The organism is Pseudomonas brassicae (genome assembly GCF_010671725.1).
Lineage (GTDB): Bacteria > Pseudomonadota > Gammaproteobacteria > Pseudomonadales > Pseudomonadaceae > Aquipseudomonas > Aquipseudomonas brassicae.
Genome location: NZ_JAAHBU010000318.1, coordinates 1 through 12,720 on the forward strand (window position 1 = coordinate 1; position 12,720 = coordinate 12,720).

General features: G+C 64.8%; 10 protein-coding genes and 2 pseudogenes. 3 read left to right on the forward strand and 9 right to left on the reverse strand.

Features of this window, described 5'->3' with window-relative positions; genetic code table 11:
* The 5 genes and pseudogenes from G3436_RS20025 to radA form a co-directional block, all read right to left on the reverse strand.
* The coding region (locus G3436_RS20025; RefSeq protein ID WP_163948551.1) for a hypothetical protein at window positions 1-765 on the reverse strand (765 nt) is incomplete at its 3' end.
* On the reverse strand, window positions 707-1,090 hold the full coding sequence (locus G3436_RS20030) for a hypothetical protein (RefSeq protein ID WP_420801231.1): 384 nt from the start codon (window positions 1,088-1,090) through the stop codon (window positions 707-709). The genes G3436_RS20025 and G3436_RS20030, both read right to left, overlap by 59 nt.
* 22 nt (window positions 1,091-1,112) lie before the next feature.
* A pseudogene (locus G3436_RS20035) lies at window positions 1,113-4,256 on the reverse strand (filamentous hemagglutinin N-terminal domain-containing protein); the annotation flags it as partial.
* 36 nt (window positions 4,257-4,292) lie between these two features.
* The gene (locus tag G3436_RS20040; RefSeq protein ID WP_163948559.1) at window positions 4,293-6,002 is read right to left on the reverse strand and encodes a ShlB/FhaC/HecB family hemolysin secretion/activation protein; all 1,710 of its coding nucleotides are present in this window, start codon (window positions 6,000-6,002) and stop codon (window positions 4,293-4,295) included.
* Window positions 6,003-6,094: 92 nt separating this feature from the next.
* Complete coding sequence (radA, locus tag G3436_RS20045; protein WP_163948562.1) at window positions 6,095-7,462, reverse strand: DNA repair protein RadA; 1,368 nt, start codon at window positions 7,460-7,462, stop codon at window positions 6,095-6,097.
* Window positions 7,463-7,638: 176 nt separating this feature from the next.
* On the opposite strand from radA, the gene mscL reads away from it, so the two are divergent.
* The gene (gene mscL, locus G3436_RS20050) at window positions 7,639-8,052 is read left to right on the forward strand and encodes a large-conductance mechanosensitive channel protein MscL (protein ID WP_163948565.1); all 414 of its coding nucleotides are present in this window, start codon (window positions 7,639-7,641) and stop codon (window positions 8,050-8,052) included.
* Window positions 8,053-8,097: 45 nt separating this feature from the next.
* Here the strand turns inward: mscL and G3436_RS20055 are convergent, their stop codons facing one another.
* Window positions 8,098-8,874 carry a ferredoxin--NADP reductase gene (locus G3436_RS20055; protein ID WP_163948568.1) on the reverse strand — a complete coding sequence of 259 codons (777 nt, stop codon included), beginning with the start codon at window positions 8,872-8,874 and terminating at the stop codon, window positions 8,098-8,100.
* 256 nt (window positions 8,875-9,130) lie between these two features.
* Between G3436_RS20055 and G3436_RS20060 the strand changes: the two genes are divergently transcribed.
* A complete protein-coding gene (locus G3436_RS20060; protein WP_163948571.1) occupies window positions 9,131-9,835 on the forward strand; it encodes a LuxR family transcriptional regulator in 705 nt (234 codons plus the stop codon).
* Between the two features lie 105 nt (window positions 9,836-9,940).
* Window positions 9,941-11,064 (forward strand): annotated as a pseudogene (locus G3436_RS20065) (methyltransferase).
* Between the two features lie 171 nt (window positions 11,065-11,235).
* Here the strand turns inward: G3436_RS20065 and G3436_RS20070 are convergent.
* The 3 genes from G3436_RS20070 to G3436_RS20080 all read right to left on the reverse strand — a co-directional run.
* Window positions 11,236-11,391, reverse strand: coding sequence for a DUF2474 domain-containing protein (locus G3436_RS20070; protein ID WP_163948574.1), 156 nt, complete (start codon window positions 11,389-11,391; stop codon window positions 11,236-11,238).
* Between the two features lie 12 nt (window positions 11,392-11,403).
* The gene (gene cydB, locus G3436_RS20075) at window positions 11,404-12,411 is read right to left on the reverse strand and encodes a cytochrome d ubiquinol oxidase subunit II (protein WP_163948577.1); all 1,008 of its coding nucleotides are present in this window, start codon (window positions 12,409-12,411) and stop codon (window positions 11,404-11,406) included.
* Between the two features lie 3 nt (window positions 12,412-12,414).
* A partial coding sequence (locus G3436_RS20080) for a cytochrome ubiquinol oxidase subunit I (protein WP_163948580.1) occupies window positions 12,415-12,720 on the reverse strand: 306 nt, incomplete at its 5' end.

The following is a 12,720-nucleotide window of genomic DNA, read 5'->3' on the forward strand; positions in this document are numbered from 1 at the left end:
CTCGCGGCTGCCGATCACGCCGTCGCGGTTGTTCAGGCTGGCGGCTTGCAGGTTCAACGTGCGGGCACTGATCAGGCCACGGGCGGCGTCGAGTTGCTCGACGATGCGCAGGGTCAGGCCCTGGCTGGAGAGCACCTTGCCGTCACGCGTATCAAGGTTGCGTGCGCGCAGTTCGAAGCCCTGCGTGCTGGAGATTTCGCCACGCTGGTTGGCCACGTCGCGCAGGTTGAGAAGGGTCAAGGGCCCTGCGCCGTGCAGCAGGCCATCACGGTTGTCGAGGTCGCCGTGATTGAGGTCCAGCGTCAGGCGGCCTTGACTGAACAGCTCCCCGCCCTGCTGGGCCAGGCCAAGGACGCTGGCATCGACCGTCTTGCCGCCGATGCTGCCACCCGCCTGGTTGGTGACCTGGCCGGCCAGCAGTTGCAGGTGCGCGGCGCTGCCGACCAGGCCGCCCTGGCTGTTGTCGAGGGCGCCAGTGGTGATGTGGGCCGTGCCCTGCGCGGTGATCCGCCCGCCGTCACGGTTGTCCAGGCGGGCACTGTGCAAACTGAGCGCTGCGTCGGTTTCGATCACCCCACCGGCGTTGTCCAGCGCCGCAGCACTGCGTACCTCCAGGTCGCCGGCGCTGGAGAGCGCGCCGCCGCGGTTGTCCAGCACCACACCGTCCAGGGTCAGGCTGCCGGCGCTGTCGAGCCGGCCCTGACGGTTATCGAGCAGGCCGTCGCTGCCGGCCGCCTGGATTGGCCAGGCTGACGCGCAACGCATCGGTCGCGCCGAGGGTGCCCCGCTGATTATCGAGTTGCGCGCCACGCAGTTCGAGCGCCTGGCCGAACACCAGGCCCTGGTTGCGGTTGATCAGTTGCTCCAGCACCAGCGCCAGGCGGGTGCCCGCCAACAGCTTGCCGCCGTCACTGTTGTCCAGCCGGGTGCCGTGGACTGTCACCTGCTGCTGGCTGCTCAGTTCGCCGGCACGGTTGTCCAGCGTGTCGACCTTGAGCAGCAACGCGCCGTTGCTGGCGATCAGGCCACCCGCGCGGTTGTCGACCGCGGTGCCCGTCAGGCTCAGGGCCCCTTCGGCCACCGGCGCCACCGGACTGGCGCAGCACGCCGATGCTGGCGTCAAGGTCTGCGAGGCTGGCGATGCGACCCTTGCTGTTGTCCACCTCGCCGGCCTCAAGTTGCAGCCGGCCGGCCGCCGAGATCAGCCCCTGGTCGTTGTGCAGGTGCTGGCCCTGATAGTCCAGCGTTGCCTTGCTGCGCAGAATGCCCTGGCGGTTGTCCAGCGTATCGACAAACAGTTGCAGGTATCGATCGGCGTGCAGGGTGCCGCCCTGGTTATCGCCGCTGGCGGCGCGCACGCTCAGCAGGTCACCCCCCGACACCAGGCCATCACGGTTGTCCAGGTGCCCCAGGGCCAGTTCGATCAGGCCCTTGGCCCGCACCTCGCCGGCGCGGTTGTCCAGTACGGCAGCGGTGTGCGCGCGCAGGCTGCCATCACTGACCAGGCTACCGCCCTCGCGGTTGTCCAGCCGGCCGACCTGCAATTGCAGGTCCTCGCCCGCACCGATCACGCCCTGGCGGTTGTCGAGTACCTCGCTGATGGTCAACTCACTGGACTGATCGCCCAGCACTGCGCCCTCGCGGTTGACCAGGCGGTGTGCCTGCACGCGGGTACGGCCGCCACTGGAGACTTCACCGCCGGTGTTGTCCAGTGAAGCCTCGATGTTCAGGCTCAGGTCACGCTCACTGGTGATCACCCCCGCGCGGTTGTCGACGCTGGCGGCGGTGACGCCAAAGGCCTGTTCGCTGGAGATCTCGCCCTGGCGATTGTCGAGCTGGGTCAAGCCCGTGAGCAACAACTGCCCTGGGGCATGAATCAGCCCGCCCTGGTTGTCGAGCACACCGCCATTGAGGTTCAGGTGCAGGTCGCCAGCGCTGTACAGACGGCCACCACGTGCCTGTTGCAAGCGCTGCACGCTGGCGTGCAACTGCTGGCCCGCACGGATCAGGCCGGCATCGGTATTGCTGACGTCAGCGGCGTCGAGGATCAGTTGTTCAGCGGCATACAGGTGGCCGCCGGCATTGTTCAGGTCTGTGCTTTTGAGCTGGGCCCGGGCATCGCTGCCAATCTTGCCCGCGCGGTTGTCCAGCGTGGTGCTGGTGAGCATCAGGTACTGCCCCGCCACCAGGGTGCCGCTGCGGTTGTCGAGCGCGCCCCGGCTGTCGATGTGCAGGCGCTGATCACCCTGGATATGACCCTTGCGGTTGTCCAGGCTGGCCGTGTCCAGTTGCGTGTGGCTGGCGCTCAGTTCGCCGCGCTGGTTGTCCAGTGCGCCTTCGAGCTGCACTGCCAGTTGCTCGCGCGCCAGCAGTTTGCCGTCCTGGTTAAGCATGCCGGTGGCGCGCGCGTCGACATTGGCCGCCGACACCAGGCCACGGGTATTGTCCAGCACACGCGCAATGCGCAGGGTCAGGTCGTGCTCGGAGAGCAGCTTGCCGTCCTGGTTGTCCAGGCTGGTGGCGGCCAGTGCATAGGCGCCGAGGCTGGAGATTTCGCCCTGGCGGTTGCTCACCTCAGTGAGGTTGCGCAGCACCAGCGGGCCCGCCGTGTGCAGCAGGCCGCCGGCGTTGTTCCAGTGCCCGTGCTGCAGGTCCAGGGTCACGCCCTTGTCACCCACGATGCGGGCGCCGGCGCTGTTGTCCAGTTGCCCAGTGACCACCTCCAGTTTGCCACCGCTGAGCAGTTTGCCGGCCTGGTTGTGCAACTGCCCGGCGTTGAGCGTGAGCTGTTTGGCGGCCGACAGCTCACCCGCCTGGTTGTCGAGCGTGCTCGCCTGCACCGCCAGTGCACCGGTGGCACTGGCGACGGTGCCCTGCGCATTGAGCAACTGGTCGACCTTGACGCTTTGCCCGGCGCTGCTCAGCACCCGGCCCTTGCTGCGGTTGTCCAGCGTGGCGGCACTGATGTCGCTGGCCTGCCCGGCACTCAGCGTGCCGCCCTGGTTGTCCACACCCTGGCGTACCGCGACCGTCAGGTTGCGGCTGGCCACCACGCTCTTGCCCGCGTTGTCGAGCTGGGCGGCCGTCAGCTTCACATCGCCGCGGCCATTGCGGCTGTTGTCGGGGTTCACCCCGGCTTCGATCACACCCCGGTTGCTCAGCGTACCCTGGGCCTGCACGGTCACACGCTCACGCGCGGCAATACCCTGCTGGTTGACCAGCGTGCCGGCACTGTTCAGGCGCACCTCGGTGCCGGCATACATCGGCCCGCGTACCTCGATACTGGCCGCCTGCACCTTCACCGCCTTGCTGGCGCTCACCTGGGCCACGCTCAAGTGACCATTGGCGTCGAGCTGCATGTCGCCGGCACTGGCCGCCACATTACCGGCCAGGCGCACGCCGACCCCGGCTTCGGTCCCCACCAGCTTGATGGTCCCGGCGTACATGCCACCCAACGCGGTGGAGTCGATCGCCAACCCAGGTGCCGACGAGCCACTGCCTGCGCGTGCAGTGGTGGCCAGGCTGCTGGCATCGACGTCGTTGCGGCCGGTGATGATGTTGAGTTCACGGGCATGCAGCTGCGCATTGAGCTTGGCCGAGCGGGTAATGATGTCGAAACGCTCGACGTTGTCGGCATTGAGCCCTGCACCGTCGAGGCTGACACTGCCGCCATCGACCTCGTAGCGCGCCACCGCGCCCTGCGCGTTGAGCACCGGCTTGCCGGTGGTCAGGGTCACGTGCGGGGTATTGATGAAACCGCAACCGTTGCAGCTGATGCCATGCGGGTTGGCAACAATGACCGCCGCCGATTGGCCGGCCACCTCGGTGTAGCCGCGCAGTTGGCTGGGGCGGGTGCCATTGACCTCGTTGAGGATGACCTTGGCGGCCTTGCCCTTGAGGTTGGCGTTGCCGAGCACGATACCGCCCAGTTGCGTGGCCTGGGTGCGCGCGGTGGCATTGTTGAGGATCACGCCGTTGCTGCCGACGTTGTAGTCCTTGAAGCGGTTGTGCGACAGGCCGCCGCCATTGGGCGCGGCGATATCGACCACCGGTACGCCGTTGCCGGCCTGGCCCAGGGTGGTGTTCGGGGCACTCACAACAATGCCCTGGGCCGCCTGCGCCCACAGCGGCTGCCAGAACATGGCATTGGCCAGGATGAACGCCAGGCCACGCTTGGGCAGCCCGCAGAAACGCTCGCGCGGTTGGATCGTGGCCGAGCGCTGGCCGACCATAAAGGCAAAAAGTCGAACGTCCATGTCACATCTCGCTGGGTGCAGTCTTGATCGGAAGGCTCAGAGGGCCAGGCCTACGTGGAAGTACACGGGTGTTTCACGCTGCTCCAGGGCACCAGGGCGCTCCAGCGAATGCGCAAACACCACGCTGGCGACCACGTGCTTGCCCTGCGCGAACAACTCCAGCGAATGGCTGCTGGCGCGACCATGCTGGTCGTCGTTGTAGCGCGTGCCACGAATCACGCCCTGGTCATAGCCCAGGCTCAAACCGTATTCACGCAACACTGGCTGCAGTCGCGGCCAGGTCACCGGGCGGTTCCAGCGCAGGTCATTGCGCCAGTAGCCGCCACTGTCACCCGCCAATGACTGGTCCTTGAAACCACGAACCGAGGCCAGGCCGCCCAGGCTGATGCGCTGCGGGCTGTACAGCACGTCCTCGCTACGCTGGCCGGTGGCCAGGCTGCTGAAACTGAATGACTCGCCCCACAGCTCGAAACCCTGCAGGTAGCTGAGGGTCGCGGTGTACTTGCGAAAGCGCGCATCGGCCTGGCCTGGGCCGGGGTCATCATTGCCCTGGGCATCGAAGGCACCGATGCCGTTCTGCAGGCCCAGGTCAAGGTTGACGAAGGCGTCGCCAATGCGCCGCCCATGGTTCAAGCCCAGCTGCGACTCGCTGATGCGGTTGCTGCTGTTTTCCAGGCGGCTCTGTTCGATGTAGTTGTTGGTGCGCAGGTACGCGAGGCCGCCATTGAGCGAAGTCTTGCTGAGTGCGTCGCGATGGATCACGCGCTCGGCACGCAGCTGATGGGACTGGCTGTCGCCACTGTAGTTGAAGTCGAACCCATTGCTCTGGCCCAGCGCGTGGTACTCGCTTTCGCTGTAGCTGTAGGTGAAGTTCCACCAGCCCCAGGGCAGGTTGTAGAACAGCACGCCGTTCTTCGAGCCCAGGTGATGGTCACTGACCACATCGTGCCCAGCGCGCAGCACCAACTGGTCGGCCAGGCCCAGCGGGCTGTCCCATTCCAGGCCCAGGTCGACCTGCTGCTCGCCGGTGCCCTTCTGCCCGTTGTTGTTGCGCGAGATCGCTGCACGCCACGGTGTTTGCCGGGTGTTGCGCACCAGTACGGTACTGCCGCCCACCGCCACGCCGGGGCTCAATTCCATTTGCGCCTTGTTCGACAGCAGACGGTTGAGCTGGTCGACCATCTGTTCGATTTCACGCAGGTTGAGCGGCGCACCTTCGCGGCCCGGGAAGGCCATGCCCAACTCGCGCGCGGACAACTGGCTGTCATCGGCGCCGCGCAAGCCTTCCAGGCGACCTTCGACCACCAGTACCTGCAGGTGCCCTGCAGACAGGTCTTGTTGCGGCAGATAGGCACGGCTGGTCACCAGCCCCTTGTCGATGTAGAGGTCAGTGACGGCCTTGAGCACTTCATTGAGCTGGGTAATGCCCAGGCACCGGCCAATGTAGGGCTGCACTACACGGCTGCGTTCGGCGGCCGACAGGCTGTCGGCGCCTTTGAGTTCGAGAGTGTCGATCTGAAAGCAGCGGGCATCGGCCGGCGCCGGCGCGGCCTGGGGGGCGGCGCTGCTACCTGGCAGTTCCTTGAGTTCCTGAAGACGCCGCTGTTGCTCTTCGAGCAAGCGCCCCTGGCGCTCGCGAATCAGCTCCTGATCGCCCGGCAACACCGCGCCCGACGCAGGGCTGGCGAGTACGCCAAGCAACAGCCATATGCCGGACAGCCGTGTCCCGGACAGCAAAAACGCCATCATCCCAATCCTTGGAAGTGCAAATCGACGGCGCGATCATAGGGGGACAAACGAATGGCGTCAATTTGCCATCACTGCGAAATAACCGGATTTTATTCGAACAAGGCATCCAGGGCCTGTTCCAGACGCGTCACGGCAATTACCTGCAACCCCGGCGGTGCTTCCTTGGGCGCATTGCCCTTGGGCACGATGGCGCGCTTGAAGCCATGCTTGGCCGCTTCCTTGAGACGCTCCTGCCCACTCGGCACCGGCCGCACCTCACCCGACAGGCCGACCTCGCCAAACACCAGCAGGTCATGCGGCAACGGACGATTGCGCAAACTCGACATCACCGCCGCCATCAACGCCAGGTCAGACGCGGTCTCCAGCACCTTGACCCCGCCCACCACGTTGAGGAACACGTCCTGGTCATGGGTGGGGATGCCGCCATGGCGGTGCAGCACTGCCAACAACATCGCCAGGCGGTTCTGGTCCAGGCCCAGGGTGACCCGGCGCGGGTTGGCCATGTGGCTCTCGTCCACCAGCGCCTGCACCTCCACCAGCATCGGCCGGGTACCTTCCCAGGTGGCCATGACCACGCTGCCCGGCACCTCCTCCTGGGCACGGGTGAGGAAGATCGCCGACGGGTTGGAGACCTCCTTCAGGCCACGGTCGGTCATGCCGAACACGCCCAGCTCGTTGACCGCGCCAAAGCGGTTCTTGACCGCGCGCAGCAGGCGCAGGCGGCCATCGGACTCGCCCTCGAAATACAGCACGGTATCGACCATGTGCTCCAGCACCCGCGGCCCGGCCAGCGCCCCTTCCTTGGTCACGTGGCCGACCAGGAAGATCGCCGTGCCGCTCTGCTTGGCGTAGCGCACCAGCAGCGCGGCGCTCTCGCGCACCTGCGACACGCCGCCCGGTGCCGACTGCAGCTGCTCGGTGAAAATGGTCTGGATCGAGTCGATCACCATGACCTTGGGTTTCTCGACGCGGGCCGTGGCAATGATGGTTTCGATGCAGGTTTCGGTCATCACGCGCAGTTGATCCTGCGGCAGGCCCAGGCGGCGCGCACGCATGGCCACCTGTTGCTGCGACTCTTCACCGGTGACATACAGCGCCGGCATGCGCGTGGCCAGGTTGCACAGGGTCTGCAACAGGATGGTCGACTTGCCGATGCCGGGGTCACCGCCGATCAACACCACCGAACCGTCCACCAGCCCGCCACCCAGCACGCGGTCAAGCTCGGCACTGGCGGTACTGAAGCGCGGGATCTCTTCCACGCTGACCTCGGCCAGGGTCTTGATCTGCGCCTGCTGCCCGGCCCAGCCGGTACGCCCGGCCGGCGCCGCCGCGCCACCGCTTTCGATCATGGTTTCGACCAGGGTGTTCCAGGCGCCGCATTCACCGCACTGGCCTGCCCACTTGGGGAACGTCGCACCGCACTCGGTGCAGCCGTACATGCGCTTGGCCTTGGCCATGGGGGCAGTCTCCTGAAAAAGGGGGCCATGATAGCCGAGCCTGCCGACCCACGGGGCGTCGGTGATCCGACAAAACTATTCGGTCTAGCCAGAGTCTTTTAGAGCAACGCGGGGCATGAGGCGCATAGCTGATTTACACTGCGATGACCAATATCATCTGTTACAAGGATTAAACCATGGGCGTGATCAGTGAATTCAAGGCCTTCGCGGTCAAGGGCAACGTGGTCGACATGGCCGTCGGCATCATCATCGGCGCCGCGTTCGGCAAAATCGTTTCATCCTTTGTCGGCGATGTGGTGATGCCGCCACTGGGCCTGCTGATCGGTGGGGTCGACTTCAGTGATCTGGCGGTAATACTCAAGCCCGCCGAAGGCGATATCCCTGCCGTGGTGCTGGCGTATGGCAAGTTCATCCAGACGGTGATCGACTTCCTGATCGTGGCCTTTGCCATCTTCATGGGGGTGAAGATGATCAACCGCCTCAAGCGTGAAGAAGCCGTAGCGCCGAGCCTGCCGCCGGTACCGACCAAGGAAGAGGAACTGCTGGGCGAGATTCGCGACCTGCTCAAGGCCCGCAACAACCAGCCCTGAGGCAGCACACCACCGACAGCAACGGCGCCTTGGGGCGCCGTTGTGTTACCAGTAGTTCTCCACCGCCACCTGGCCTGGCCGACGGCTCAGGCTCAGTTGCAGGTCACGTGCCTTGAGCACCTGGCGCGTGTCGTCGATCATCTGCGGGTTGCCGCAGATCATCACCCGCGAGTGCTCCGGGCTCAACGCCAGCCCCGCCGCCCGCTCCAGCTCGCCATTCTCGATCAAGGCCGTGATGCGCCCGGTCAAGGCCCCCGGGTGCTGCTCGCGGGTCACCACCGGGATGAACTGCAGCTTGCCCGCGTACTCGGCCAGGTAGTCGCGCTGTTCAAGGCCGGCGATCACGTCCTGATACGCCAGCTCGCGGGCTTCACGCACCGAGTACACCAACTTGATGCTGTCGAAGCGTTCCCACGCGTCGAAGTCCTGCAGGATCGACAGGAACGGTGCGATACCGGTGCCCGTGGCCAGCAGCCAGAGGTCGCGGCCATCGACGAAGCGGTCCAGGGTCATGTAACCGAACGCCTGCCGGTCGATCAGCAGGGTGTCGCCTTCGCGCAACCGGCTCAGCTCACTGGTGAACTCGCCGCCGGGCACCACAATGGAGAAGAAATCCAGGTACTCGTCGAAGGGCGACGAGACCATCGAGTAGGCACGCCATACCACGCTGCCATCGGCCTTGGCCACGCCCAGGCGAGCGAACTGCCCGGCCCTGAAACGGAACCCCGCATCACGGGTAACGCGCAGCGAGAACAGGCTGGGGGTCAGCGGCTGGACATCGAGCAAGGTCTGGCGGGTGAATTTCTCCGCACTGGCAGTCATGGTGTGCTCCACAAATCAGAGACGCACAGTGTCGCGCAAAGCGCCAGGCATAAACACTGACTTAATGTAGTGACATCGATGAAGGCAAACTGACACCCTGTTTCAATCCTGAAACTGATCTGTTTCACAACTTGTACAATAGGCAATGTTGTACAGGTCACGCATCGGTTAATAGCAAAAAAAACCTAGCGCGGAGCCGGAATCTTCCTACAATCGATCTACGCATTACGCGTACATCGGGAAGGGAGTCCTACAAATGCCACAGTGGAAACAAGAGCAACTTCACGCCTTGACTCAGGAGCACAATCAGCAACAGATGTTCGCCACCGCGCTTTCCCTGGCCGAGCAACTGGGCATGCAATACCTGGGTTACCGCCTTTCAGGCCGCACGTTGCAGCAAGGCCCGCAGCTGTTCACATTCAACAATTTCCCTGCGGGCTGGAATGAGCTTTACCGCCAACAGGACTATCAGCAGATCGACCCCACCATCCGCCATTGCCACGACTCGACGATGCCGGTGCTGTGGACGCCCGAGCTGTTCAAGGACACCCCGCAGATACGTGAAGCTGCACAATCCCATGGGCTGTGCCACGGCTGGAGCCAAGGCACGCGGGATCTGCGTGGTAACCAGAGCATGCTGTGCGTGGCGCGCACGCAGGGCGCGATCGGCATTGCTGAACTCTACGAAAAGTCCGCACAGACATTGTGGTTGTGCAATGTACTGCACACCCTGATGGTGAACACCGTGCATCCGCTCAAGACGCGCGATTTCACCCTTTCTGCACGTGAACAGGAAGTACTCAAGTGGACCGCTGCCGGCAAGACAGCCGAAGACATCAGTTGCATTCTCACGTTGTCCAAAAGCACCGTTAATTTTCATATCCGCAGCTTTATCAGCAAGCTCAACACCACCAACAAAACCAGCGCTGTTGCGGTCGCGGCGATGCACGGCCTGATCTGAGCCGTTCGCCCCCCCCCCCGCCGCCCCGGGAAAAACGCTGTAGAATCGGCTCTCCGCCCTGCGCCACCCATTGTGGCGCGCGTCTATGCCCCAGAGCCTTTTGCCATGCCCCTGCTGACCACCCCCTTCGCCGCGCTCGAACTGATCCGCCAGCCCGAGGTTGCCAACGACCCGCTGCAAGCATTCGACGCCGCCGATGAATACCTGCTCGAACACCTTGCCCAGCAGGGGGTGCCCGCCAGTACGCGGGTGCTGGTGCTCAACGACAGTTTCGGCGCGCTGGCCATCAGCCTGCGTGCGCATGCCCAGGTGATTGCCAGCGGCGATTCCTGCCTGGCCCGGCTGGCATTGGAAAAGAACCTGACGCGCAACGACCAGGCGTTCGACAGCGTGCCGTTCATCGCCGCCAGCGAGGCGTGGCAAGGACCGTTCGAGCGGGTACTGGTGCGCGTGCCCAAGACCCTGGCCCTGCTGGAGGAGCAGTTGATCCGCCTGCAGGGTCAACTGGCGCCAGGCGCCCAGGTGATCGCCGGGGCGATGATCAAGCACCTGCCCCGCGCTGCAGGCGATCTGCTGGAAAAATATATCGGCCCGGTGCAGGCATCGCTGGCGCGCAAGAAAGCCCGCCTGCTGATTGCAACCGCCGAACCGAAGGCGCTACAGGCTTCGCCCTACCCCACCCGCTACCGCCTGGAGCACCCGGCACTGGAACTGGTCAACCATGCCAACGTGTTCTGCCGTGAAGGGCTGGACATCGGCACCCGCGCCTTCCTGCCCCACCTGCCGCAAGGCCTGGGCACGCGCGGGTGGCCGACCTGGGCTGCGGCAATGGCGTACTGGGGATCGCCAGTGCACTGGCCAACCCGCAGGCGCAGTACACCCTGGTGGATGAGTCGTACATGGCCGTGCAGTCGGCGGCCGAGAACTGGCGTGCGGCGCTGGGCGAGCGCGCAGTGACGCTGCGCGCCGACGATGGCCTGGCCGCGCAGGCCGCCCAGTCGCTGGACGTGGTGCTGTGCAACCCGCCGTTCCATCAACAGCAGGTGGTGGGTGATTTCCTCGCCTGGCGCATGTTCCAGCAGGCGCGTGAAGTGCTGGTGGTGGGCGGGGCGCTGTACATCGTGGGCAATCGTCACCTGGGTTATCACAGCAAGCTGGCGCGGCTGTTCCGCGGCGTGGAGCAGGTGGCGGCGACGCCCAAGTTCGTGGTGCTCAAGGCGCGCAAATAGGCGCGACACCGCGTCGTCTTCTTCGCTGGCAAGCCAGCTCCCACAGGGGTAGTGGTGATCCTTGTGGGCGCTGGCTTGCCAGCGAAGAGGCCGGTACAGGCAAAAAAAACCCTGCGCAGCGTACGCTGCACAGGGCTGTAAATCCGCTCGAAGCGGGATGGGAAATACCTTTCAGTGGGTGCTCAGGCCCGCTGCGCTCATGAACAGGCGCATCAGCCACGCAACAATCGCCAGGCTCGCCACGCTCGCGGTCCAGATCAGCACCAGCCAACCCAGGCGCTGCAGCAGCGGCTTCTTCTCCTGCTCGACGGTATCTTTGCCAGCCATTGCCAGGCCCTCCTAGTGATAGCCGTCCTCGTGGGTCACCTTGCCGCGGAACACGTAGTAACTCCAGAAGGTGTAGCCCAGGATGAACGGGATGATGAACAGCGTGCCCACCAGCATGAAGCCCTGGCTCTGCGGCGGCGCGGCGGCGTCCCAGATCGAGATCGACGGCGGGATGATGTTCGGCCACAAGCTGATGCCCAGCCCGCTGTAGCCCAGGAAGATCAGCACCAGGGTCAGCAGGAACGGCGTGTAGTGCGCATGCCGCGCCACCGCCTTGACCAGCCCGTACAAGGTCACCAGCACCAGGATCGGCACCGGCAGGAACCAGAACAGGTTGGGCAGGCTGAACCAGCGCGTGGCGATATCCGGGTGCGCCAGCGGCGTCCAGATGCTGACTACAGCAGTCACGGCCAGCAACACGAAGGCCAGCGGGCGCGCCAGGTCATGCATGCTTTTCTGCAGTGGCCCCTCGGTCTTCATGATCAGCCAGGTGCAGCCCAGCAGCGCATACGCCACGATCAGCCCGAGGCCGCAGAACAGGCTGAACGGGGTCAGCCAGTCGAGCGAGCCGCCGGCATAGTTGCGCTCGACCACCTTGAAGCCTTCGATGAACGCCCCCAGCGCCACGCCCTGGAAGAACGTCGCCGCCAGCGAACCGCCGATGAACGCCTTGTCCCACAGGTGGCGCTTGTCGGCCTTGGCCTTGAAGCGGAACTCGAACGCCACGCCGCGGAAGATCAGGCCCATGAGCATCAGCATCAAGGGCAGGTACAGCGCCGAGAGCACCACCGCGTAGGCCAGCGGGAACGCGCCGAACAAGGCCGCCCCGCCCAGCACCAGCCAGGTCTCGTTGCCGTCCCAGACCGGCGCCACGGTGTTCATCATCACGTCGCGGTCACGCTCGGCCTTGACGAACGGAAACAGGATGCCGATGCCAAGGTCGAAGCCGTCCATGACCACGTACATCATGATGCCGAAGATAATGATCACGGCCCAGATCAGTGGAAGATCAATACCCATGATTCAGTTCCCCTTGCTCAGGCTGGCGTCAGTGGCGTGTTCAGGTTCGTCATCGGCCGCCGACAGCGGTCGGGCCGGTGTACGTTGCTGGCCAGGCCCGCCGGGCGTGGTTTCATCGCCTTCGCCGGTTTCAGGGCCTTTGCGCACCAGGCGCATCATGTAGCCAAGGCCCGCGCCAAACAGCGCGAAGTACACCACCACGAACATCACCAGGGTGATCCCCAACTGCGCATAGCTGTGGTTGGACACGCCATCGGCGGTACGCATCAGGCCGTACACCACCCACGGCTGGCGACCCACCTCGGTGGT